This window comes from Vibrio cionasavignyae (assembly GCF_050337155.1).
GTDB lineage: Bacteria > Pseudomonadota > Gammaproteobacteria > Enterobacterales > Vibrionaceae > Vibrio > Vibrio nomapromontoriensis.
In genome coordinates, this window is record NZ_JAKJSR010000010.1 from 513,883 (window position 1) to 536,469 (window position 22,587).

The following is a 22,587-nucleotide window of genomic DNA, read 5'->3' on the forward strand; positions in this document are numbered from 1 at the left end:
TCACTCCATTAAGCCGCTGGCTCTATAACAGTTACTGATTCAATTGCAGCGAATTTAGATAGTCGGCCAACTGCATAACCTTCCATACGAATATGGTTACTCTCAAATCGCATACGATCAGTGTTGTTCTCTTGCTTACGCCACTGCGTACCCGACTGAGTAAGGATTTGTAGATTCTTAAAACTAGTTACCCAAACCGCATCCGCAGGGAAGAACGGTGGGGTGTATGCTTTTTTTCCAGCAATAGTCTTCGCTAGGGATTGAGCCGCTTTATGCTCAGTCGGTGTGTCTGCTGATTCCAGTAGTCGGTGCTGCTCTGCTGCGACCAAGTTCGAACCGATCACCACAACTAGGTCATCATCTTGGCGAGATTGCTCGGCGATGGTTGTATTGATTAGATCTTGGACTAGCGAGTCCAAGTTTTTGTAGGCATCTGCCGTTGCACCTGTTGAGTCAAGCTTTGCTGCCGCAAGAACTTGTGCGGGTGCTTTCTCTTTAACAAGCGTAAGCCAGCCCTTGTTAACGTCCTGTCCAAGTGGATTAGCAGCGGGGTCGGTGGTGTTTGCAACACTTGTACCGTTAAAGCCAATACGAAGCATGTCTAGTGCAAAGCGTTTAGTGATGGCACCTTTCATTAGGTTCATCCACTGCCCTTTACTGCCAGAATTAATCCACTGGGTCATAAGTTCCCAAGGAATATGCGCTCCAGAATCCGTTTTTACTAACTGGTAGGTATTACCATCTTGCCCGACTTCCACACTGAAGCGACCAGCCGCACGGCCAGTAGATAGACCGTCGTCACCCACATCAACAACTTGACCTTGGATTTGGTCAACAAGCCCGGTGTGGATCATGCCGAGAAAAGCATGAGAATGTTTTAGTGCTTCACGAAGTTTGGTTTCCATTACTGGTGTAATAGAAAACATCTTCTCGTCTGCCTCGGCACTCGCAGCTTTAAGAGTGCCGCTGATAAATTCTGCTAAGTAGGTTTTAAAATGTGCCTTGCTCATTTAGAAGAACTCCATAGCGGTGTTTGCGCCCTCGCCTTCCGGCTCTTGACCCGGCACTTCTTGTGAAAGGTCGTTGAATTTCTTTTCTAAGCCAGCCACTTTCTCAACGAGTGGATTAAGTTTTTCTTCCAGCGCTGCAGAAAACTGCTCTACTGTTGTGCCTTCTGGTTTAACTTCCGGCTTTGTTTCTGGCTCAGATTCTTGCTTACTAAACTCTTGCTTGAGTTCGTTGGTAAGTTCGGTTTTTAACTCACCTTTAAAAGCACTAAATTGCTTTTGTAGTGCGGCTTGTAGTTGTTCTTCGGTCACGTCGCTATCCTCTGGTTGCGATGGATTCTCTGGCCTGTCTTCGCCAGAGGAAAAGAATTGATGGCACATCGAAAAAAATCGCTCACTGCGGGTAAAACATTCATCAAGATTGATTTCTTCAAGGTGACTACATTCAAGGCGAGTGGTTTCGCCCTCTTTACGGGAGAATTGAAGTAGCGAAGTACCAGTGGATGCTGGGGAGTCAGTCGCAGCTAGGCCCATTAAGTAACAACGCCCTTCGCCCTTGTAATCAGGATTTGGCTCAATAGAAGTGAATAATTTTTGCTTTTTACGGTTGGCTTCAAGCATGTAGTCATTAGGCTCTAGCTTGGCAAAAAGACGCATTTTCCCGTCTTTTTCTTCCGCTTTAAGCTCAACAACCTTGCCCCAGTTTTCACCAAACCCATAAAATCTACGGTGCTCTGGCCAAATCAATGCAGGATATTCGTCAAGTGAATAGCACTCCGCCATTTGGGTTAACCATTCACGGGTGATTTTTCGCCCATCTACGGTTGGCCCTTCTGTCGCTACGATTTTCCAGTCACTCGTCTTAGGCATTTACGTACTCAAATTCGTTATTCACATTTTCATTTGAGCCAACAATACGCCTTTGACTTAGTGCTTTCAGCCACTTCAATTCCGAGAAATTCGGATTTTATCCGTATCCGAATTCATCCGAATTTTGGTTAGTCATTTGCGCATTTTCAGCGCGTATGATGCGGCTATGGCATATTCAGATGAAATAAAAGAGGCCGCGAAAAAGCTTTATTTACGCGGAGTACCTCCAAAAGAAATAGCGGCGCAACTTAACTTAAATAGTGACCGCATCATTTATACCTGGGCGGAGAAATTCGGCTGGGCTTTGTTGTTAAACGAACTGTCCGTAGAGGAAATGATTAACCGCCGATTGGCCGTGTTAATTGATAAAGACGAGAAAAGCGATCAGCAGCTTAAAGAGATGGATAAACTCATAGACCATCACGTCAAACTGCTAAAAGCGAATGCCGATGCAAAAGCCAAAGCAGAGCGAATGCTTTCGCAAGGCAGCTCAAAGACAAACAGCTCCGCATCATCTAATAAAAACTGCAATGGTAATGGCGAAAGTAAGAAGAAAGGAAAAGGCAGAAATAACATTGAACACCTTGGCGACGGTGACTTTGTAGACTGGCATAAATCATTGTTCGAATACCAACACACCATGCGTAACAACATAAAGCAGCGTATTCGAAACATCCTTAAGTCACGCCAAATCGGGGCAACATATTACTTCAGTGGTGAAGCACTAGAAGACGCTATCCTAACGGGCGATAACCAAATATTCCTTTCTGCCTCTCGCGCTCAAGCAGAGGTTTTCCGCAGCTACATTATTGCCATTGGCAAAGAGTTTTTAGACATCGAGTTAACCGGCAACCCGATCATTCTTTCAAACGGTGCCGAACTTCGCTTTTTATCAACCAACAGCAAAACCGCCCAGAGTTACCACGGCCATGTTTATGTGGATGAATATTTCTGGATACCCAAGTTCGACGAGCTGAACAAACTCGCTTCCGCAATGGCGACGCATAAGAAGTGGCGTAAAACCTACTTTTCTACACCGTCGTCAAAAATGCACCAGGCTTACCCATTCTGGACAGGTGACCAATGGCGCAAAGGCAAAGAGTCTCGCGAGAAAATTGAATTCCCAACGTTTGAAGAATTTCGCGACGGTGGCCGACTCTGTGACGATAAACAGTGGCGTTATGTTGTCACCATTGAAGATGCCGCCAACGGTGGCTGTGACCTATTCGACATTGACGAACTGCGTGAAGAATACAGTCAAGACGACTTCAACAACCTGTTCATGTGCATATTTGTTGATGGTTCACTTTCTGTCTTCAAGTTCTCAGACCTTGAAAAAAGCATGGTGGATGCCGACCACTGGCAGGACTTCAAACCAAACAATAAGCAGCCCTTCGCCCACCGTGAGGTTTGGTTGGGTTATGACCCAAGCCGAACTCGAGACAATGCGTGCTTGGTGGTCATCGCGCCACCTGCCGTCGCAGGGGAAAAATTCCGCGTTCTAGAAAAGCACTACTGGAAAGGGCTCAACTTCCAGTATCACGTGTCTGAAATAGACAAAGTCTTTCAACGTTACAAAGTCACTTACATTGGCGTAGATACCACGGGCATTGGTGGCGGTGTTTGGGACTTAATTTCTAAAAAACACCCACGTGAAGCGCACGCCATTCACTACAGCAACGAAAACAAAAACCGTCTCGTCATGAAGATGATCGACATTGTAGAAGCTAAGCGGCTTCAATTCGATGCTGAACACAAAGACATTGCCATGGCATTTATGGCAATTAAACGAGTTCCAACCGCCAGCGGCAATGCAATGACATTCAAAGCAGAGCGTAGCCAAACCACAGGTCACGCCGATGCATTCTGGGCCATCTCTCACGCCATTATTAATGAGCCGTTAGACCATTCATCACCAACTAAATCAACTTGGGCGACTGCAGCATGACCGAGCAAACCGAAACGTTAATCAAACAAGAAGAACAAGCACCTGGATCTGTCTATCACATCGACTCTGCATCAGAAGCCATTGATAGCAATAGTTGGATGACGTCCTACTCAGATTTGTTTTACAACGATTCAGAGAATTACTGGGAACCACCCATTTCGCCAACGGGATTGGCCGATGTTGCCAGAGCCAACTCTTATCATGGTTCTTTGCTAATCGCTCGAGCCAACTACGTAGCAGGACGATTCCAGCAAGGTGGTGCGATTCGCCGTCGACACGTTCAAGCATTTTGTCGTGACTACTTCACTTTTGGTCATGCTGGATTTTTAAAAATCCGAGATGGTTTCAAGCGCGTGGTACGTTTGCACCCGTTGCCAGGCATGTACCTGCGTAAACGTAAAAATGGCAACTTCATCATTCTAGAACGCGACAACCAACAGCGAGAATACCGCAAAGACGATGTAATATTTTTGCCACAGTATGATCCGCAACAGCAGATTTATGGTTTACCCGACTACTTAGGCAGTATCCAAAGCAGCTTATTAAACAAAGATGCCACACTGTTTCGCCGCCGTTATTACAAGAACGGCGCTCACATGGGCTTTATCTTTTACGCAACAGACCCGAGCTTAAGCGAAGCGGATGAAGAGATGATGAAGGAGACCATTGCCAGCTCTAAGGGCGTGGGCAATTTCCGCAGCATGTTTGTGAACATCCCGAACGGTAAAGAGAAAGGTATTCAATTAATTCCGGTTGGCGATATTGCCACTAAAGATGAATTCGAACGAATTAAGAACATTACCGCGCAAGACATCCTAGTAGGCCACCGTTTTCCAGTAGGCAAAGCAGGCATTATCCCGCAAGGCACAACCAGTTTAGGTGACCCGATCAAGATTGGCAGCGAGTACGCCAAAGATGAAATCATTCCGGTATGCGAGCTGATAATGGATGAAGTGAACAGTGACCCAGAGATCCCTAAACACCTCCATTTGAAGTTTGAAATGTAATAAAAAATTGAAGGAGTATCTTGAATATTCCTTCAAATGTACAACCTGTATTATTTCCTCATCTTCCAGTAAACACCGGAATCGGTCTGAACAGATTCGAGACCAACTCTATCGGCAGCCCTCTTGCTATGATGAATAATACTGTACATATCATTTATAACAGGACGTACATCCGCAAATGTAGAATGATTGAGGACACCCGTTCCCAGAGCACTAATATCAATAGTTTCGATTCCTCTAATAACACTAATGTTATCACCACCAATACCAGCTCTAGCCACACTACCATTAATTTGCTTAGAAGCTTTCAACGCGCTATCACGAGATGAGACATACACAGTAACAGGAGCCCCAGCCTCCAACATCTTAGGTGCAATGTCACGTTTGAATATCTTTGAGTCGATATCAGGGGCCGCAAGAATAACTTCCTTGATTCGTTTCTTCGCTTCCGGTACTTGTTCCACGACGTCAATATAGGCTTGTGTTAAACCGCGAGTCCCCATACTATGACCCACTAGATATATGTTTGAAGCAGTCGTTTCATTTAACAACTGCTCAAGAAAACGTCCGATATTTTTCTTTGACCATTCCATCGTATTCCCATCTACAGCGTAGCTTTTCACGTTTCCTTTAGATGGCCAGCTATAAAACATCGTCACTCCTCTAAACTTTAAATCAAATGCCATTTGCCCCGTTCTCAAAGCCGCCTCCTCAAATGAAACGTTGTACCCATGCACAAAAACTAAAAGACTGCCCGGCTCATTTAAACGACTTTCTAGCTCAGAAAAGTATTGTTTTTGTGGCAAAACTTGAGTTGATTGAACTAACACATGCTCATCAGGATCATTTTGAGAAAACCAACTAGGCCTTTCAATCTCCCCTATTTCATGAATTCCCGGAATACTAACGCGAGCTTTACCATATGATATTTCATCCGCCCATTTGTTTGTGTATTTGATTACCTCTTCATCCAAAGCTTCAAATTCTCTTCCCGTTGCGTAAAAAACGTCGATCGTTGTATGGGTCTTTGTTTGGCTTTCCATCGCACCCCAAAGATACCCAAAAAAGCAACCAAGACCACCGCATGCACTTGCACCCTGCGTCTCGGCTCCAGCTGCAGCTACAGCTACAGCTGTTGCTGAACTACCAGCTGCGACTCTGTAACAATCATCATCAGAATTACCAATAGTTTCTTCTTTTGTTTGAGTTTCTAATGAGCAAGGCCTTACTTCTTCATTGGATGATTTAGAATCAGGGTTATCACCTACTTCTCCTTGTTTCAAAGTCTGTGCACATCCAACAACAAGAATAGAGAGTAAAATTAGCTTAACGGTTTTCATACCAAACATCGAAGTCCCTTATTTTAATGAATGTTCTTTAAGCACCTGCAATTTAAACCAAATCACCTCAAGGTTTAAGCTATATACAAAGATATTTTTGTTATCACCGCCCTAACGCCTGTACATAAACACAGATGTTGACGTAATATTTCACTGTCAGTCAGTTAAGTTAGGTCAATGTATGCGAGTTTATTGCAAATGCGGTGAACGCGCGATTGTTAGCAGAAGCAAAGCAGCGGATGCGAATTGCGCGGAGTTATCTTGTTCATGTTCAAACCCAGATTGCGGTCACACCTTTGTGAGTGCGCTAGGGTATAAACATTCTTTAAAGCCTTCAAAGCTTCACCTGGGGATTGGTGCAGCCAGCAAGCCTCTGTTTGGTAAAGTATTTGGTACCCGTGTTTTTTGTGGTTGCGGAGAACGGGCGGTAATCAACAAAACCAACCGCCTATCCAATGACTGCGCAGACCTTTATTGCGAATGCAAAAACCCGGCATGTGAACATCAATTTGTTATGTCGTTATACTTTAGCCACACATTAAGCCCATCTTCAAAAACAACACATCAACTGGCTAATTCATTGGTAAAGGCTCTGCCCCCAGAAAAGAGGCAGGAGCTTAGTCTTCAGTTATCGATGTTCTAATTACAACCTAAACTCAGGGCTTTCTACCTCATCTGCCATTTCAATTATCGATTGAATGGCTTTTGTTTTTTCAGCATCAATTAAGTGAGGGTACTTCGCCACTAATCCTCTCATCAACAACACTCCCGCTTCAGCACGCCCTTCCGCAGGCATACTCACTGAAACTCCGTCAATGATCACATCAAGCGCCAATTGAAATAGCTTTTTTTCTTCTTTCATATCAATACCCTTACCAACGACCCCATAAATATACTGTATATTAATACAGTATTCTATAACTGTTTTTTGACTCACTTCACTCATCTTCTTTTTCCTTGGGTTATTTTCCATACACAAGCACAGTAACCAATTCGATTTAGAAACAAGTGATCGCCACTAGACGTATTTTGTTTGCAGAACCAAATATGTTATGGCGCAACTGTGCTTAATTAAAAACTGAATGAAGGGAGGATTAGGAAGGAGGGTGTATTAATAGTGCCAACTTGATTCAGAGTGTCAATAGCCGGATCAACCCATTGAATCGTCGCCACCGTCTGAGTAAAACAACGGCGGATTTACCACCAAATAATCAATAAGATAGATAAACCCGACTCGATTTTTTTATGCTCTATATTTTGATGTCGCTCGCAAAATATTTTCTATCAAAATGGGCTCTTGGCACCATATTTCGCTAACACCTGACCGATATATTCCCACAACTCATCTAAATCTCGATACTCTAAATAGAAGTTGCTATCAACAAACTGCGAACCACTGGATGAAAAATTAGGGGCTGTATTGCCTTTACCACCAATGCCTAGTTCAAAGGTTGCAGCGAACTTGCCACCTTTAGGTCTTACATTAAATTTGATGTGATACGTCCAATGGGTTTCAGATTGGCAACGGCGATATAAAGCAGGAATCCAACCAGAGTCGTAGAAGTTTGGGTAAGTTCGATTAGGAAGTTGAGGCACAGAATTTGGAGGAAGAATAGCAACTGAGTGTAAAGATTCTTTTTCGAGCACATCAAGCACCCATTTTCTAAATTGTTTCGCCACCTTTGTTCGACTGAACATAGCGACAAGATGCGCACCTCTGAGTGAGAAGATACGAACCGTTTTCTGGTAATTCCCTGAGACACTCAATTTGAGGGTCTCAGGGAATTACCAGAAAATTCGCCAGAGTTCCTATCATATATTTGAGTTACTGCATCAGATTTAGAGTACCCAAGTGCATGTGCCAGCTCTGTAGCGGTAAGCCAAAGCTTTTGGTGATATTCAATTACATCGAAGTGGGTGTTTTGGAAAGTAAGTGCTGTGGTCATGATGACCTCCTACGTTGATTCGTTGAATCACCACTCAGAGGTACTAATCAATGGGTGGTGAACTGAACAAGGTTAGTACTACCGCAACGTAGGAAACGGCCAGCCAAAGCTGCCTTGCCCAGCCCACCATAATTTAGATAGTACGATTCTTACACGAAACGTCTATGTATAGGTGCGCTAAAGCCACACATAAAAAAACCAGCAGTAAGCCGGCGTCTATGCGCCTACGTTGTCATTTCGGGGTACTAATCCCGGCACTAGATTTTGCCAGTGCACTAGTAGGTTAGCTGATGTGTTCTATACTAGTCAATGATGTATAAGGATATTGATGAGCATTGACGCATATTGATTAAGAATTGACAATGTGATGATTGTTTGAAACTTTAGAGTCATGTATAGTTTGTGACCTGATAAGTTGTATCAACTTGTCTACGGTACAACACTAAAAACAATATAATAAAATCAATTACTAATGACTCAGTTAACATTCAAAGGTTTCCATGCTTGCAAAAACAAGGGCGGATACCAACACATTGTAGAAAACATTCCATTCAAAAGTGGGGATGGTAAAGACCAATGGTTAACAGAGGGTTTTTACTTTTGGACGGACCACAATTACTGGGCTAGGCAATGGCGAAAAGCTAAAGTGCCGATAGTTGAAAAGGTAATAGGTGAGTTTGACATAGAACTATGTAATGAAACTGAACTGTTGGATTTAGTAGGTAATGTGAGGCATCAATTTGAGTTCCATGACTTCAAGAAAGAAGTTTTAAAAACATTACCTAAAGAAGAACAAAAAAATATTACTGTCCATCAAATAATTAGTTATTTTAGAGATCGTGAACTGGTTTTTCCTTACTCTGCAATCAAAGCACAAGATGGTAAGAGTTTGTTTAAACTACAGTTTGTAGACCCTGAGTTTAGTGGCGGTGAATTGCCTCTAGTCACACGCCAACAGTTATGTGTTTTTGACAAAGCGAAAGACAGAATCTCTTTGAAGGGGTTCGACCACCCAAAAGAGTATGATGAACAATTTAAAACTAAATAAAGTAAATGGGATATGCCATGTTAAGTTTTGAAGAAAGATTAGCACTACTACAAGAAGAACTTGCAGCAACATCACCAGATGCACTCCTAGCCGAGCTACAGTCATATGAGGCTAAAGGTCCACTAGCTTACGATTTTTTAGAAGAAATTGTAGAATACGATATGATCTGTACACCAAAAAGAATCCCTTTAGTTACGCAAACTATTAAGGTTACAGCAGAGAACGATGAAGGCTACTACCGTAATGATGTTTATACTGAAAGCTTGGGATTTGCGGCATAATAAATTATGAAACTACGACTAAAGAATACATTTGTTGACTCTTTATCAATAAGTGCTATGGAAGGATTGGAAAAAACTGAAGGATTAGCCTTGCAGTTTGGTTGCGCTTTCAGCGAGCAAAGTGATGACACATTCCAAGTTATTTTCGAAATGCAGTTGAACGTTGAGAAAGCAGGGTCTCAAACAGACAGACCTTCACATTTACTTGACTTAAAGTATATAGCTGTATTTGAGTTGGATGACCCTATCACTCAAGATTTTATTGAGGGACTTTTCCCTAAGGTCAATGCTCCTGCGATAGCCTATCCTTATATGAGGTCATTTATTGGCACAATGTTATTAAACGCAGGGTATGATCCTGTGATGCTTCCAAGTGTTAACTTTCAAGCCTTAGCAACAAGTAACGCAGAATAACTTCTAGCCACTCATCTGAGTGGCTTTTTTATGCATAACTCACGCTAACGGCCAATCGCATTCCAACTCTGGGAAGAACGAAAGGTCAGGTTGTTGGTATTCTTCTTTTTCTTGTTCCGGTTGGGCGAATGTCTTATCCCAACCTTCAAAATCCATCCATTTCATGTCATCTGCAGGTACACGGCTGACTTCAACCAGCTGCGCTGAGCGTTTGTTGCCGCGGTCGTCTACCTCCGCTGGGCGAATTTGAATACTTGTCTCGTTATCTACCCTTAATGAACTGCCTTTTAGCAGTGCGGCCAGTGCTGACTCATCTATATTCGGAGGCGCGTTACTCTTTTTCATCTTCGGTTCGAATAATCTAATTAGCTGATCGCAGATCTGTACTTTATGGGGCTCCGTACAGTTATTGACAGAACTCCGAGAGGAGCCAGAGGCTCCAACAGCAGTCGCTTCGCTCCCAAGAGCACACGCTTCAGCATCGTCTATCACCTTAGATTTCTTGCGAATGGTCCAAACCTTCGTACGGGTTTTCACCGTATCTTGAGGCGTGCTAAAGCCTTCTATCTTGCGTACGTCTTCACCATGGGGTGAAGCAAACGGCAACACTTCATATAAATTGGTGATCAGCAAATCATCACGTTTCACAAATGGGCCACCCTGCCCCATGATGTAACCCATCCAATCGCCAGTATCCGCCGCTTTAAGCGTGTTATTTACGCTGGGTTCTGCTTCTGTTTTTAACCTCGCCTGGTAGCTGTTACCGATCGCCTCCATTAACTCTTGTTTCGAGAGCAATCGGATTGGTTTAACGGGGCCAACAAAATCACGCATTAACATGGAATACAGCGTTAGTAGGTCGACACGTTGCTGCATGTACAAATATTCCATAAAGGCTTTTTTGTTTTGGTTTGCGAAACGGCGCAGCTCTCGGTAAGTGGTCACCGGTGCACCACCAAAGAATTGATACTGACGAATACACCAACGGCTTTTCCATGCCGTCACGTTTCTAGCCATTTCCTTTACGGGCTTATCCACTTCATCCGACAGATCATCATCCATGGCATAACCATCAATATTTTTTGAAATGTACTTGGCAATGTAGCCAGTGGCCGTCCCCTTCTCTGGGTCAATAAACCCAACATCGCAACGTGGTTGATAGTCGATATTTAACGTCGTCAAACCCTGTCGCTTTATCGGCAAGAGTTGAACCGATTCAGGCAACTCTACCTCTGGCCTAAACTGCTTTAATGAAGATGGAAAGTGATTGGCGTAAATCTTTTTATAGACTCGGAAAGGGTTGGAAAACTCGCGTTCTTCCACATAATTAATGGCATCAAACGGCAAGCAAGGTTTGGCTTGAGGAAGCTCCTCTTTATCGAACATCACCGCATAGCGAATGAATATGTCTGTCACTTACAAAGCATCTATAGGTTTTACCCAAATAAGCATGTGCCAATGGGGCGTGCCGTCGTGATGTGGTTCGGCAACACGTACCCCAAACCAACGAATCCCCTTACGACCTAACTTTGCTCGAATGCGTTGCCATATGTTATTCAGGTAAGCCTGCGTTTCTTTTGGGCTGGCGCCATTCCAGTGGTTGATGAAGCCACCTTTTTTATAACTACTATGGTATTTGGACGGCGCTGTTAGTGTTAGAAATAACCCTTGCAAGCCAAGTTCGTTGCCAATGTCTTCGCACCCACGGCAACGGGCCATGAGTTCATGCCGCCGAATCGCAGGGTTTGAGATACTCTTCTTAACCGTATCCCACATTCCTACTACTTCTTCTGTCTCTTCATCAAAGAGCTCAGATTGCTTCATGAATTCGTAATTACGCTTTTGCTGCTCTTGGTGCTCACGAATACAATTCCAACTCGCATAAGGGGACGCCTTTGCAGACACCTGTCCCATAGCAATAGCTAGATGCTCGCGCATAATTTTACGGATCGCCCACAAACGCCCAAACCACCACTTTTCATCAATGAGTTTAGAGACATCTTGTGCAGCACTTATCGCGGTTTGTTGTACGTATTTACGGGGGATTTTCACCCCAAATTGTTGCGCGAATTGAGCAAGCAATTCATACCCTTCTACCTCAAGAATGAGCGGGTCATTTTCAAGGCGCTGTTCATTAATGGCATCAACATCAAGCTTCGCCAGCTGGTCGCCAATATGCTGCACCTTGGCAATCACAATCTTACCGATTTTGAAGGCCATCTCTTTCACTTCATCCGATTCCAGCTCGGCAAGAATACGGCTTTTCACTGGCTTGCGTGTTTTCTCTGCCTGCTCAAAATCAAACCCCATTTGAGGATGCTGAACATCAAGATCACTTTGCTTAGTGCTGCTCAGTTCTTCACTGAACAAAGCAATCTTTTGTGTGGTGGGAAGTTGTTTGTATTGCTTCAAAACCAGCAATACTCGTTGCTTCGCTGGCATCAGATTTTTATTTATGAATGTGTTGGCTACCTTACGCCCTTCTTTTTCAAAAATACGCGCATAGCGAGTAGCAAAGTACTTGGTTAAATAAGCAGGAACGTTCTCAAATTGCTGTGACGTCCAGTGATAATCATCTGGGCTTGTGTCGTAAAGAATGCGCTGAATAACAGATAAATCATCTGGCTCCACCTGAACTGGTTGAAAGCCATGAGGAATACAAGCATTCCCCCCATCAATTGGCGAAAGGGGGGTGCTATAAGGAGAGTCGAACCGTTCTATTTCGACAGGTTAGGTTAGGTAACCCACTAACATTCATCCATGAAATCTGCTGGGTTACGGGTGATTTTAAGTTGTACTTGAATCGTGTCTTTACCAGAAAGCAACGTTCCAAGTAGAACCTCGTTATCTGGGTGGTGACCTTCCAACATTTCAGTGAGTAAGGTTTGAATGTATTCTGGTGCTTCGGCAGCCACTTTGATTGCTTCACTCATGCCGCCACCTCATGCCCTGCAGAAACAATATGGCTCAAACCTTGAGGCATATCGAAGCGGTTGCCGTTATCCCAAATGAACCAGGCGTATTCACACGAATCTGAACCACCACCCACAAAACGTGGACGAGGCACAATGATTGGGCACTTTGGCGGAAAGCCAATTTCGAACCAGAAAGGAAGGCGCTTTTTAGAACCTAAATAGTTCACACGTTGCAGGTATGCCATTGTGCCGTTTGGTGCTAACTCACTTAGGCTCTTGCGAATGAACTCCTCCGTTAGTGAAAACGGAGGGTTAGTAATGATCACGTCTTGGGTGCCAAACTCAGTAGTGAGGTAATCAATACCCTTTTCGATTTCAGCAAATGATTTTTGGCTCTGTGGCAAAGCTATCTTGTCGAAGATCGCGCCTGTACCGTAACAAGGTTCTAAAAACTTGTCCGTTGGGCGAAGTGCCAACTTAGCCATAAGCGCATCAACAACTTCTGGCGGCGTTGGGTAAAGTTCGCGTGGTTGTACTTTTCCGTTTGTTGAACTCATGACTTATCCCCTATTCCCCAATCGCTGCCAAGCAGTACTGCTCGAACTGAAAAAGTGCTTCATCGTCCCAGTGGCCTAAGTCACGTAGGGCGAGCATTTCAATAAACAGGCGGCGGTTGTTCATATCTAACTGTGACCAATGGTGTAGCTGTGGTTTCGCGTTCTCACTTTGGCAAGAGCGATACCAGCTCACGTAGTGATGCGCAAAGAAAACACAAGCGCGGTCGCCTTGCATGGCTTGTTTGATGTCGGCCAACACATCTTCTTGTGGTCGATGGGTTTGAACGGGGGTGAGTTTCTTTGCAATGGCATCGAGTTGAATGAGCATTTCATGCTGTTGCTCAGTGCTGCTGTTCTCGAACCTTGTCGAAATTTGCTCACATGACGTATTGAATAGATGGTTCTCAAAATCGCTCATGATTTCACCCCTGCTTCGGCTTCTTCACGGGCTTCAATGATCAGCTCTGTTAATTGGCTTTCAATAGACAGCAATTGTTCCAATATGTCGCTTGCTGACATTTCAACTTGTACAACCAACAGAACTTTCATAGGTAGTTCGCAGGTGTCATAAGCCGCTAGTCTGTAGTTGTTATATTGGCCGCTAAACTCGGTGAAGACATGAATCACATCCGTGTTCGCCATCGCTAACACGTTAATGGCATGAACAATGTCGAATACATCGCGCATATCTAAACTCACGTTCACCGCTTGGGCATTATTCTCAACACCTTCTGAGGATTGGTCATGCTCATCGAAACCGCATTGAGTGAGTAATTGCTTTGGCACTAGGCAACTTAAAGCAAAGGTTAAACGTCGCTGGCTGCTTAACATCACGTCGTGGATTTCCCGCGACTGGCGCAGCATGTCGCTTGCCTCCTTGTGATACTTCTCCGCTAATGCTTGGTCACTAACTGGCGGGATTGGTTGTCTTGGTCTGTGTCTATAATATTGGTCACTCATCTTCTATGCTCCTACGCTAAGACGAAAAAAACGCCCCCTTTCGAGGGCAAAGGACACTGGCTAGGGTGTTAATGGGTACTGCTGAACTGGTAGTGTTTTAAGCGGCGGACATCGCCGAGTGTCTTATCAAAGCCCACCACGATTTCTTTTAGGCACTGCATTCCGGTGCGGATTTTCTGCAGCTCTAAATCATTGAAGGATTCAAAGCGTCGTTGGTAGTCTTTGGCAGGTAATCCGCCAGCAATCAGCACTAAGCCGCGAGTTTTATCCGGCATATTGTTGAACACCTTTTTCAACTTACGACGCGTCGCTTCACCGTTAAAAAGGGACTTACAAGCCGCAATGCTTTCCAATGCATTAGGGGCTGTGGGCTGCGCAATCTGCTGTTGTTTAATTTGTTCTCTTGCTAACTGGGTCATCATGGCTCCTTAGGTTAAACCTGGGATTGCTGCACCGTTGGCAATAAAGTCCACGCCCATGCTTAACATTGGGGAAACGCCTGAAGTGCGGTTTTCGATATCGTTGATAAGAAGCACAAGGTTGCCGATGCCAGCTTGTGCTTTTTTAATGAGTGACTGTTTATGAGTGCGTGATAAGCGTGGGCCATTGCCGTGTTGCAATGCCCAAGTAGACAGTTCGCCAGCATTGGTGCTGTGCGTGAGCACTCTTTCTACAATGCTTTGCGCGTGTTCGGCGCTTTCAATGGGGGCGGTGACAACGTCTAGCCCAAGCAAAAGACTATTGATAAGGGTGTAGTTGCCGCTCACTTTAGAAATGGCGACCAGTTCTACGGGTTTTAGAACATGGGGCTGATCAGGATTCAGCTTATTGCGAAGCATACCGGGCTGCATTTTTAGCTTTCTGGCTATCGCTTCCATGTTCTCTTGTCTCGCGAATGAGAAATAAGCCTCGTCAAATGACTTTTGTTTGGACTCACAGAATCCGCACATTGAGTTGTTTGCGTCCATAGCCAATACTCAAATGAAGAAGAAAGGGGCGAAAACGAATAGCCAACCAACGACATTGAGCCAAATAGGGCATTCGTTTGGATAGCTTTCTTCCCAAGACTCACTTTGCGATTGGTGCAAAGTGGGTTTGGTTTTAAGGGTGGTGAGAAAGCTCATACTTTCTGCTCCGCAGAACGCTCGAACACTTTCACTAAGTTGATGAGCACGGAGCCTTTCTCGCCATGTTTAGGAAGAATTGGAATTTCGCCACGGGCTATTGCTCTATCAAGTGACGATGTAGACCAGCCAGTACGTCTAATAAACTCTTTTTTCGTGCAAAAAGGTGCGTCCAACGCTATTTGAAGACTTGCCATAAGTGATATCCTATTCGTTTAAAGAATTATTAGTGCTTATTGGTGAGACATGAAGCATTAATTTCGCGTTTGAGTAATTATTAGATCTAATTTTCTGTTTTAGCAAGAAAATTCAAACCTCAAAACAGAAATTTCGAGACTTACATCAAATCAATTACTCATTTTGATATCTAGACACCTATGGAAATACTCAAATGAGCAGAATTCCCGCAAAAGTTCCACCGTATGACTATCTAAGTGGGCGTGAATTTACTGAAAAGCTAAAAAAAGTGACGGGGTGTAAGACATATGACTTACTTGCAGATCACTATGGCATTCCCAATTCCACCTTTTCTACTTGGCACACTCACAATAGAACTGGCTATGAATTGATAATTCGTGAACACCTCAAGTCCGGTGCATCTGTTAGATATTTAGCTCTTGGCGAAGGAGAAGCATTCCCAGAAAAAGATGAGGCCGATGCAGATGTTGGTACAGGGGTTGCCGCCTATTTTTTGCATCAAGGTTTTTTAGAAAGTGAAGGTGTCATTCCAATGGCTAATAGCCTACTTAACACCTTTGGGTTGATTGCGGAAAATACGATGGTTGTTTATGAAAGGTATGACCGTTTTTTCATCGACACGAAAGACATCAACCCAACTTCAGGTCGTTACCTAGTGAAATTTGATGGTGTACACCTTTTGTCTAGGGTTCAGCGAAAGCCAGGGAATAAACTTGAGCTTGAAATAGGACCAGGAACATACGAAACGAACGTTGGTGATATTGAAGTCATTGGGCGGGTTGCAGCAACTATGTGTAAGGAATAATTACACAGTTTGAATGTCATAGCTCACATATACGCATCAACTTACACAGGAACTGATTTAATAACAGCTGTTTTCAGTTAACATTTAGCTATCGTAGTTAGTATTAGAGAGTGAGAAATGACTAAAGAATCAAAACACGTAACCAAATTTAGAGAAAAACACTTAAAGCCGAATGAATCTGTTATTGCTTGGGGGGATGGTTACATCGGTGAAATGATGGGATCAGGTGACAAAACGCAGCATAACGGCGCCCTAGTAGTCACTGAGACACTAGTTGCCTTTTATCGAAAAGGTTTTATTGGTGAAGTATTAGAAACAATCCCATTAAAAAGCATCACATCTATAGAACGTAAATCAACACTTGGACATCGAAGTATTAGAATGCACACCAGTCATGATGACTTGTCTTTCAAAGGCATGAGTAAAGAACAAGAACAAAATATAATAGAAGCATTAGAAGCAGGTCGTAACGTTACACATAAGCAGTCTGTTCAAGCCACTGAATCAAATATCGACAAAATCAAGAAGCTTGCTGAACTAAAAGACGCTGGCGTATTAACTCAGCAAGAGTTTGACGATAAGAAAGCGCAACTATTATCTAACATTTAATTTACTTTCAATGTCGAAAATGAGCTCTAAATTACTGGATGATTGATGGTGTATGTTGCTATGGAAATAAAAAATGAACCCAATCGTTGATAAAGTCACCGACCCAACGTTCACCAACTCAGCAAAAGGTTTGATGACGCTATTCTGTATTGGGTTGGCGCATATGGTGTTGGGCGTAGGTTTAGAGGATGTAAAGATAGCAATCCCTTGGTTTCCTACCATTAATTTTGAAAGCCCTCAGAACCTAATTTTTCTCTATTGGGGGCTAGTATGGTACGCCATGTATCGCTATGTGCTTGAGCACGCGACTGTGTTTAGAAAACACTGGTTCAATGCTTTAGCAACTAGCTTACAAATTGGTAAAAGCGGTGAGTCTTTTGTTAGACAATCTATATTTGTTAGTAAAGACCACTATCACGTTGATATTAGAACAATTGAAGATCTAACAATACACACCATCAACATAAATACATACCAATATGATGAATCGAAGGACAGATCAAAGTTAGTTTATAGTTTCAGATTTAGGTTCAATAGCAGTTATCAATTCGAATCTATCAAAAGTTCTGAAGACATAATGAATAGAATTCCCGAAGCGGTTCCGCCTAGGAAAGAACTAGTAAAAAAATGGGGATTGAAATCCTACTCAGACGAACATGACGTTATCTATCAATCTTATAAAATCACTAGTGCTAGATATCGAATGCGGTTGCTGTGGCTTAAGTCTAGCCACTACCTAAAAGAATTTCTTCGAAATAGCGAAGTATTTGATCTTTCGCTACCACTGATTTTTAACATGGCTTTGTTTTCGGTTTGGGTAATTAACGAACTACACATTCTAAAATGAAAAATGGTAAACACTCAAAATAGAGTTGTACCTGAAAATCCTTATTAATGGCTAGGTAAAAATATGAGTTCTACGGAAATGGAGCAATCTGATAGTGGTGGACCAGCTGCCCTTAAAGGGTTTTCCTACCAAAACTTTGCTGCAGCGTACTATACGTTATCAATGCTTCGAGATAAGTCTTTACTCTCTGTCCGCTGTGAAGTTGTTGACGACATAGACCTCGTTTATGATGACCGAATTGAATATGTTCAAGTTAAAACCACAGACGATGATACTAAATGGTCCATTAAAGAATTCGCAGTAGCGTCGACCAGAATTGTACCAAAGACAGGACAACAAAAAAAAGATCAAATCGTAAGTAAAGAAGACTCGATTCTCCACAAATCTATGGCATGTGATAAATCTCAGCTTCCTGGTTACTTTCGAATACTAACTACTCGTGACGTTAAAAAAGAACTTCACCTATTGAAAATAGATATAAATACTAGGCCGCAGAAAGAAGGTAAAGAAAAATTACTGGCATCTCTGCGAAGAAAAATAAAACTTAATAAGCCTCGTAATAGTACAGAATTCAAAACACCAAAAGGAAATGATGTTGAATACTGGTTAGATCACGCAGAGTGGACCGTAATTCCCAACCAAACTCAGTTGGAACTGGCTTGTACTAGTTTGATTTTGCAAGCAGCTCAGGAGCAAGGCATTTTTCTTAGCTCTAATAGTGACGACATACGAATACTTTGTTCGCTTCTAAGCAACCTTACCAAAAAAAGTGCAACTTCTCGAGTACTGTATTCTGCTGCTGATAAGTCATACCATCGTATTGACTTTATTAAATGGTTCAGAAATGAGATTGAGCACTACGCGAACTTAAATAGCAGACATATAAAAGTATACTCCACCAATCAAAATAAACTGACGGCTATTATTAAGTCTTTCTTTACTGATGGGGATTTATACAAAAACCATAGCTTTTACGGTGACAAGATATGTACTGGATTACATGGAGGTTACCATCGCAGAAACTATACCTATGGGCAAATTGCCAAAAATCTATGCCAGTGGTTACCTCAGGTATTGTTACTTCCTAATGAGTTAGCAGATCACAAACCTGAAAACCTTGATGAAAAAATAGCTATTTATACCAAGAGAAAAAAACAGAGCTATCATAATATTAATGAGTTAATTTCAAAGGCACTGCTTTATTCAATAATCAGAACCAAGTATAAATCTCAACCAATTGCTGCTAATTTATATATCGACGACAATATGAAAACATGTTTTGATAACGTTCATATACTTTTAGAAGATCACTCTCCTGATAAGTTACTCATGGGGTTTAGTTATCTTATTGAAGGTAGTATCAAAGAAGCTGTCGACAATATGATCATGCAGTTTGATGAGTTGTTAGGTTCCGAAGCATTTGATACCCAGAAAGAAAAAATATTAGAAACCAAAGAGGATGGATATTTATTAAAGCATGATATTGATGAAATACTTAATGCTAACTCTTCCTTAGACGAAAATATTGATAGATTTCGGTTTGCTTTCTTCTTAGGTTACGAATCATGTAACCTTGACTGTAACAATAAACACATGCATAAGGACTACTTATTAACCCTTGAAGACGAAGTTAAGGATAGATTTAAAAGACTAATTGAGTGCTTAGTTGAACAAAGTGAATTTTACCAAGACTTACATATCGATGTATATATTTACCCAATTCCATCCATCCCCTCCCTTATTCATGCGGTAACAACACAGGCAAATAAATAATGCAAGCTAACTTAGAACCTAGAGCATGTATTGAAGATGTAAAATGTGAGAAACTATCACCTTTCTTATATTTAAAAAAAGCAAATCAATACTTATCTATCCCTGCGAAACAAGCTAAGGGACGTGAGTATCTTATTCGCGCATTAGACCAATTAGAACTCTTTGAAAGTCAAATATTACTACTGCAAAATCTCATACGAAAAGCTGGATTATACCCATACTTAAAAAAGTACTTCTCCGATTTATCGTATGACAAACAATTAACATTAGACTTATATCAAAGTAACTTTGACAAGCAGTTTATTTTCCACTCGATGCAAGCAAAAATATTCAACCTATTGAAATCAGGAAATAATTTAGTTCTAAGTGCGCCTACTAGCATGGGTAAAAGTGCAATTATCGATGCTCTAATCGCGGAAGACCAATTCAGTAAGATCGTTATTGTTGTTCCTACGATAGCGCTGATAGATGAAACCAGAAGACGAATTCAAAAAAGATTCAGTTCAGAGTATCAAGTAATTCACCACGGCTCACAGATCAAGCGAAAAAACAAGGTCGTTTACATACTAACCCAAGAGCGAGTTAACGAACGTAAGGACCTAAAAAACATCGACTTATTTATTGTTGATGAGTTCTATAAGCTTGCTTTCAGAAATGATGACTCATCTAGAGTAATCGCATTGAATATTGCCCTAAGTAAATTGCTATCTGTTTCAAAGCAATTCTACATGATTGGGCCTTATATAGATGCAATCCGAGGAATGGAAGTGATACAGCGAGACTATGTATTTGTTCCATCCGAATTTAACACCGTAGCTCTTAATATTCATGAGTTTAATATTGCAGCGATGGACTTAGCATCAAAGAACCTCCAACTTGAAGAAATAGTCAACAACCACCACGGGCAGACTATTATCTACTGTAAATCCGCCGCTTCTATAGCACAAGTATCTCGATACTTGGGGCGCTTACACCAAATTCAAGAAAAATCTATCGGTTATCTAAATTCTAACTCATTAAAAAAATATTATATGTGGTTGGTAAAATATTACGGAAAAGATTGGGGATGTACCAGTGCTATTCGTCATGGTATAGGAACCCACCATGGCGCCTTACCTCGTGCAATTCAACAGAAAAACATTGACCTATTTAACTCAAAAAAGATTAAAATTTTGATATGCACCTCTACATTAATTGAAGGTGTAAACACAGCTGCTGAAAATATAATTATTTACGACAATAGAAATGGAACACCTAGAATAGACAACTTTACGCACAAAAACATTTCAGGTCGTGCGGGGCGAATGAATCAATATCTTGTTGGTAATGTTTTTTGTTTAGAGGCGCTACCTAAACAAGAATTACAGACTCAAGTTGTGGACCTACCTTTAGGGCAACAAGACCATAAATCCCCAATAAACCTGCTAGCAGGAATTCAACCAGAACATCTGTCTGAACAAAGTACCGAAAGTCTTATGAAGTTCGCTAAAAACTCTGATGTTCCTCTCGAAATCATTCAAAAACATTCAACTTATAAGGTTGAGTTAATCTTGAAAGCATACGAGTTAATTACACAACTATCCATTTCAGATATGAATCAGATTGCGACCATTAAAGCTCCTAAAAGTGAACATTTGAAGCTCCTATCAACATTCATAAAAACAGTGGAAAGTGGTTCATTAACTCGACTTAACCTTCATTTTGAAGATAACCTTGACCTTCAAAATAGGTTGGGGTGGTACATCTATGCCGAAAATCATAGTAGCTATATTAAGAAACAAATTAGCTTCATATATGACTCAAGAGACGACGCTGTATCCCGTTCGGATATGACGGACAAAGAATTAAAAATCACAAGGAATATCTTTAAGCACTCAGTTACACGAGCTCTATTACTATTAGAAGATCTTTTAAATTTTGAGTTTACAAGTTTGGGTGTACCAGAAATTGCAGACCTAGGCTACCTAGTACATTTATTTGAGCATAGTCATTTGCCAACAGCATTCTCCGCTTTAGAAGAAATGGGGATTCCAATTGAAACTTTAGACAAACTTGTAACCGAGAGATTAAGCGAAGCAGATATTGATGTCCTAGTCCGCTACTTACGTATCTATCACAAATACTTGAAACAGTTAAACCAGGTAGATCATATGTTTATCAAGAAAGCTACTTACTAGATGACAGTCAGAAACCTACAAGACGGCAACAAAAAACCATGGCTTTGCGAGTGTTACCCGCAGGGCCGAAAAGGTAAGCGTATTCGCAAGCGTTTCGCCACTAAAGGTGAAGCCCTTGCTTTTGAAAAGTTCACCATGCAGGAAGTGGATGATAAACCTTGGTTGGGTGACAAAAAGGACTTACGCACACTTCATGACTTGGTTGAACTCTGGTACAAACTTCACGGCCAGCACTTAAAATCTTCGGTAAAACTGTACCCTCGCCTCTGCACCATTGTTGAAGAACTGGGGAACCCTTTTGCTATCCAGTTCACTGCCAAAGACTTTGTTCACTGGCGTTCTAGCAGAAAAGCAAAGCACAGACACACAGGTGCGGATACAGGTAAGTTGATATCCGCACCCACTAATAACCTTGATTTAAGATGCTTACGTGCTGTTTTCAATGAACTCATTTCCCTTGGCGAGTGGACGCAACCCAACCCACTGACTGGCGTTAAACAGATCCCCGTGTCAACGCCAGTTTAAAATTGACCCACTTATCGACGTTATCGCCGAAGTAAAACTGACCCACCCACGTAATTAACTTCTACTTTCAGATAGATTTTCTAGTACAGTTGGTATGGTTCCAGCCGCCTTTTTTCCTCGTAATCGATAGCTTTCTCCGCTGATTTGTACGATGTGTGAGTGATGAAGAAGCCTATCCAGTAATGCCGCCGTTAGTGTTGTATCGTCAGCGAACGCATTCGACCATTGAGAGAACG

At 42.2% G+C, this 22,587-nt stretch carries 26 protein-coding genes and 1 pseudogene; 12 read left to right on the top strand and 15 right to left on the bottom strand.

Features of this window, described 5'->3' with window-relative positions:
- Positions 1-8 precede the first annotated feature (8 nt).
- The gene (locus L4D74_RS05600; RefSeq protein ID WP_428751135.1) at positions 9-1,010 is read right to left on the bottom strand and encodes a phage major capsid protein, P2 family; all 1,002 of its coding nucleotides are present in this window, start codon (positions 1,008-1,010) and stop codon (positions 9-11) included.
- Positions 1,011-1,877 (bottom strand): GPO family capsid scaffolding protein, encoded by an 867-nt coding sequence (locus L4D74_RS05605; protein WP_428751136.1) that lies wholly within the window; start codon positions 1,875-1,877, stop codon positions 1,011-1,013.
- A 166-nt stretch (positions 1,878-2,043) separates the two neighbouring features.
- On the opposite strand from L4D74_RS05605, the gene L4D74_RS05610 reads away from it, so the two are divergent.
- Complete coding sequence (locus L4D74_RS05610; RefSeq protein WP_428751137.1) at positions 2,044-3,825, top strand: terminase large subunit domain-containing protein; 1,782 nt, start codon at positions 2,044-2,046, stop codon at positions 3,823-3,825.
- On the top strand, positions 3,822-4,832 hold the full coding sequence (locus L4D74_RS05615; RefSeq protein ID WP_428751138.1) for a phage portal protein: 1,011 nt from the start codon (positions 3,822-3,824) through the stop codon (positions 4,830-4,832). Before L4D74_RS05610 ends, L4D74_RS05615 begins: the two co-directional genes overlap by 4 nt.
- 50 nt (positions 4,833-4,882) lie before the next feature.
- Here the strand turns inward: L4D74_RS05615 and L4D74_RS05620 are convergent, their stop codons facing one another.
- Positions 4,883-6,181 carry an alpha/beta hydrolase gene (locus L4D74_RS05620; RefSeq protein WP_428751139.1) on the bottom strand — a complete coding sequence of 433 codons (1,299 nt, stop codon included), beginning with the start codon at positions 6,179-6,181 and terminating at the stop codon, positions 4,883-4,885.
- A 172-nt stretch (positions 6,182-6,353) separates the two neighbouring features.
- Here L4D74_RS05620 and L4D74_RS05625 point away from each other — a divergent pair, with 172 nt between their 5' ends.
- Entirely contained in the window at positions 6,354-6,815 is a 462-nt protein-coding gene (locus tag L4D74_RS05625) for an ogr/Delta-like zinc finger family protein (protein ID WP_428751140.1), read from the top strand.
- On the opposite strand, the gene L4D74_RS05630 is transcribed toward L4D74_RS05625, so the two are convergent.
- Both L4D74_RS05630 and L4D74_RS05635 read right to left on the bottom strand, forming a co-directional pair.
- Positions 6,816-7,145 (bottom strand): hypothetical protein, encoded by a 330-nt coding sequence (locus L4D74_RS05630; protein ID WP_428751141.1) that lies wholly within the window; start codon positions 7,143-7,145, stop codon positions 6,816-6,818. It lies immediately after the preceding gene.
- Positions 7,146-7,456: 311 nt separating this feature from the next.
- A complete protein-coding gene (locus L4D74_RS05635; protein WP_428751142.1) occupies positions 7,457-7,870 on the bottom strand; it encodes a BRO-N domain-containing protein in 414 nt (137 codons plus the stop codon).
- Between the two features lie 720 nt (positions 7,871-8,590).
- Here L4D74_RS05635 and L4D74_RS05640 point away from each other — a divergent pair.
- The 3 genes from L4D74_RS05640 to L4D74_RS05650 are packed head-to-tail and all read left to right on the top strand — an operon-like array spanning position 8,591 to position 9,861.
- Positions 8,591-9,166: a hypothetical protein gene (locus L4D74_RS05640; protein ID WP_412523519.1), complete on the top strand. Its 576-nt coding sequence runs from the start codon at positions 8,591-8,593 to the stop codon at positions 9,164-9,166.
- A gap of 17 nt (positions 9,167-9,183) precedes the next feature.
- Positions 9,184-9,447, top strand: a complete 264-nt coding sequence (locus L4D74_RS05645) for a hypothetical protein (RefSeq protein WP_428751143.1) — start codon at positions 9,184-9,186, stop codon at positions 9,445-9,447.
- A 6-nt stretch (positions 9,448-9,453) separates the two neighbouring features.
- Positions 9,454-9,861 carry a protein-export chaperone SecB gene (locus tag L4D74_RS05650; protein ID WP_428751144.1) on the top strand — a complete coding sequence of 136 codons (408 nt, stop codon included), beginning with the start codon at positions 9,454-9,456 and terminating at the stop codon, positions 9,859-9,861.
- 39 nt (positions 9,862-9,900) lie between these two features.
- Here the strand turns inward: L4D74_RS05650 and L4D74_RS05655 are convergent.
- From L4D74_RS05655 to L4D74_RS05695, 9 genes and pseudogenes are all read right to left on the bottom strand, one after another.
- Positions 9,901-12,540 (bottom strand): annotated as a pseudogene (locus tag L4D74_RS05655) (replication endonuclease).
- A 68-nt stretch (positions 12,541-12,608) separates the two neighbouring features.
- Positions 12,609-12,794: a hypothetical protein gene (locus L4D74_RS05660; RefSeq protein WP_372060146.1), complete on the bottom strand. Its 186-nt coding sequence runs from the start codon at positions 12,792-12,794 to the stop codon at positions 12,609-12,611.
- A complete protein-coding gene (locus L4D74_RS05665; protein WP_372060147.1) occupies positions 12,791-13,333 on the bottom strand; it encodes a class I SAM-dependent methyltransferase in 543 nt (180 codons plus the stop codon). The genes L4D74_RS05660 and L4D74_RS05665 overlap by 4 nt, the downstream gene beginning before the upstream one ends.
- Before the next feature lie 10 nt (positions 13,334-13,343).
- Positions 13,344-13,751: a hypothetical protein gene (locus tag L4D74_RS05670; RefSeq protein ID WP_428751145.1), complete on the bottom strand. Its 408-nt coding sequence runs from the start codon at positions 13,749-13,751 to the stop codon at positions 13,344-13,346.
- Positions 13,748-14,293, bottom strand: a complete 546-nt coding sequence (locus L4D74_RS05675; RefSeq protein WP_428751146.1) for a hypothetical protein — start codon at positions 14,291-14,293, stop codon at positions 13,748-13,750. Before L4D74_RS05675 ends, L4D74_RS05670 begins: the two co-directional genes overlap by 4 nt.
- A 68-nt stretch (positions 14,294-14,361) precedes the next feature.
- Positions 14,362-14,712, bottom strand: a complete 351-nt coding sequence (locus L4D74_RS05680; RefSeq protein WP_428751179.1) for a hypothetical protein — start codon at positions 14,710-14,712, stop codon at positions 14,362-14,364.
- A gap of 9 nt (positions 14,713-14,721) precedes the next feature.
- Positions 14,722-15,261, bottom strand: a complete 540-nt coding sequence (locus L4D74_RS05685) for a phage regulatory CII family protein (RefSeq protein ID WP_428751147.1) — start codon at positions 15,259-15,261, stop codon at positions 14,722-14,724.
- Between the two features lie 9 nt (positions 15,262-15,270).
- Complete coding sequence (locus tag L4D74_RS05690) at positions 15,271-15,417, bottom strand: hypothetical protein (protein ID WP_428751149.1); 147 nt, start codon at positions 15,415-15,417, stop codon at positions 15,271-15,273.
- On the bottom strand, positions 15,414-15,614 hold the full coding sequence (locus L4D74_RS05695) for a Rha family transcriptional regulator (RefSeq protein WP_428751150.1): 201 nt from the start codon (positions 15,612-15,614) through the stop codon (positions 15,414-15,416). The genes L4D74_RS05690 and L4D74_RS05695 overlap by 4 nt, the downstream gene beginning before the upstream one ends.
- 194 nt (positions 15,615-15,808) lie before the next feature.
- Here L4D74_RS05695 and L4D74_RS05700 point away from each other — a divergent pair, with 194 nt between their 5' ends.
- From L4D74_RS05700 to L4D74_RS05725, 6 genes are all read left to right on the top strand, one after another.
- Positions 15,809-16,420, top strand: coding sequence for a phage repressor protein CI (locus L4D74_RS05700; RefSeq protein ID WP_428751151.1), 612 nt, complete (start codon positions 15,809-15,811; stop codon positions 16,418-16,420).
- A gap of 117 nt (positions 16,421-16,537) precedes the next feature.
- On the top strand, positions 16,538-17,029 hold the full coding sequence (locus L4D74_RS05705; protein WP_428751152.1) for an SHOCT domain-containing protein: 492 nt from the start codon (positions 16,538-16,540) through the stop codon (positions 17,027-17,029).
- Positions 17,030-17,102: 73 nt separating this feature from the next.
- Positions 17,103-17,876 (top strand): hypothetical protein, encoded by a 774-nt coding sequence (locus L4D74_RS05710; protein ID WP_428751153.1) that lies wholly within the window; start codon positions 17,103-17,105, stop codon positions 17,874-17,876.
- A 63-nt stretch (positions 17,877-17,939) separates the two neighbouring features.
- Entirely contained in the window at positions 17,940-19,649 is a 1,710-nt protein-coding gene (locus tag L4D74_RS05715) for a dsDNA nuclease domain-containing protein (protein ID WP_428751154.1), read from the top strand.
- Positions 19,649-21,826 (top strand): DEAD/DEAH box helicase, encoded by a 2,178-nt coding sequence (locus tag L4D74_RS05720; RefSeq protein ID WP_428751155.1) that lies wholly within the window; start codon positions 19,649-19,651, stop codon positions 21,824-21,826. Before L4D74_RS05715 ends, L4D74_RS05720 begins: the two co-directional genes overlap by 1 nt.
- Positions 21,827-22,351, top strand: coding sequence for a phage integrase (locus tag L4D74_RS05725; RefSeq protein WP_428751156.1), 525 nt, complete (start codon positions 21,827-21,829; stop codon positions 22,349-22,351).
- Between the two features lie 54 nt (positions 22,352-22,405).
- Here the strand turns inward: L4D74_RS05725 and L4D74_RS05730 are convergent.
- On the bottom strand, positions 22,406-22,587 hold a 182-nt coding region (locus L4D74_RS05730), incomplete at its 5' end, for an ATP-binding protein (RefSeq protein ID WP_428751157.1).

Bases quoted from the DNA above. Each gene is read 5' to 3' on its own strand.
- L4D74_RS05640 (WP_412523519.1), top strand. From the start codon at position 8,591: ATGACTCAGTTAACATTCAAAGGTTTCCATGCTTGCAAAAACAAGGGC.
- L4D74_RS05635 (WP_428751142.1), bottom strand. From the start codon at position 7,870: ATGTTCAGTCGAACAAAGGTGGCGAAACAATTTAGAAAATGGGTGCTT.
- L4D74_RS05705 (WP_428751152.1), top strand. From the start codon at position 16,538: ATGACTAAAGAATCAAAACACGTAACCAAATTTAGAGAAAAACACTTA.
- L4D74_RS05700 (WP_428751151.1), top strand. From the start codon at position 15,809: ATGAGCAGAATTCCCGCAAAAGTTCCACCGTATGACTATCTAAGTGGG.
- L4D74_RS05715 (WP_428751154.1), top strand. From the start codon at position 17,940: ATGAGTTCTACGGAAATGGAGCAATCTGATAGTGGTGGACCAGCTGCC.
- L4D74_RS05615 (WP_428751138.1), top strand. From the start codon at position 3,822: ATGACCGAGCAAACCGAAACGTTAATCAAACAAGAAGAACAAGCACCT.
- L4D74_RS05690 (WP_428751149.1), bottom strand. From the start codon at position 15,417: ATGAGCTTTCTCACCACCCTTAAAACCAAACCCACTTTGCACCAATCG.
- L4D74_RS05725 (WP_428751156.1), top strand. From the start codon at position 21,827: ATGACAGTCAGAAACCTACAAGACGGCAACAAAAAACCATGGCTTTGC.
- L4D74_RS05610 (WP_428751137.1), top strand. From the start codon at position 2,044: ATGGCATATTCAGATGAAATAAAAGAGGCCGCGAAAAAGCTTTATTTA.
- L4D74_RS05675 (WP_428751146.1), bottom strand. From the start codon at position 14,293: ATGAGTGACCAATATTATAGACACAGACCAAGACAACCAATCCCGCCA.
- L4D74_RS05665 (WP_372060147.1), bottom strand. From the start codon at position 13,333: ATGAGTTCAACAAACGGAAAAGTACAACCACGCGAACTTTACCCAACG.
- L4D74_RS05670 (WP_428751145.1), bottom strand. From the start codon at position 13,751: ATGAGCGATTTTGAGAACCATCTATTCAATACGTCATGTGAGCAAATT.
- L4D74_RS05695 (WP_428751150.1), bottom strand. From the start codon at position 15,614: ATGGCAAGTCTTCAAATAGCGTTGGACGCACCTTTTTGCACGAAAAAA.
- L4D74_RS05625 (WP_428751140.1), top strand. From the start codon at position 6,354: ATGCGAGTTTATTGCAAATGCGGTGAACGCGCGATTGTTAGCAGAAGC.
- L4D74_RS05680 (WP_428751179.1), bottom strand. From the start codon at position 14,712: ATGACCCAGTTAGCAAGAGAACAAATTAAACAACAGCAGATTGCGCAG.
- L4D74_RS05720 (WP_428751155.1), top strand. From the start codon at position 19,649: ATGCAAGCTAACTTAGAACCTAGAGCATGTATTGAAGATGTAAAATGT.
- L4D74_RS05650 (WP_428751144.1), top strand. From the start codon at position 9,454: ATGAAACTACGACTAAAGAATACATTTGTTGACTCTTTATCAATAAGT.
- L4D74_RS05685 (WP_428751147.1), bottom strand. From the start codon at position 15,261: ATGGACGCAAACAACTCAATGTGCGGATTCTGTGAGTCCAAACAAAAG.
- L4D74_RS05660 (WP_372060146.1), bottom strand. From the start codon at position 12,794: ATGAGTGAAGCAATCAAAGTGGCTGCCGAAGCACCAGAATACATTCAA.
- L4D74_RS05710 (WP_428751153.1), top strand. From the start codon at position 17,103: ATGAACCCAATCGTTGATAAAGTCACCGACCCAACGTTCACCAACTCA.
- L4D74_RS05605 (WP_428751136.1), bottom strand. From the start codon at position 1,877: ATGCCTAAGACGAGTGACTGGAAAATCGTAGCGACAGAAGGGCCAACC.
- L4D74_RS05600 (WP_428751135.1), bottom strand. From the start codon at position 1,010: ATGAGCAAGGCACATTTTAAAACCTACTTAGCAGAATTTATCAGCGGC.
- L4D74_RS05620 (WP_428751139.1), bottom strand. From the start codon at position 6,181: ATGTTTGGTATGAAAACCGTTAAGCTAATTTTACTCTCTATTCTTGTT.
- L4D74_RS05645 (WP_428751143.1), top strand. From the start codon at position 9,184: ATGTTAAGTTTTGAAGAAAGATTAGCACTACTACAAGAAGAACTTGCA.
- L4D74_RS05630 (WP_428751141.1), bottom strand. From the start codon at position 7,145: ATGGAAAATAACCCAAGGAAAAAGAAGATGAGTGAAGTGAGTCAAAAA.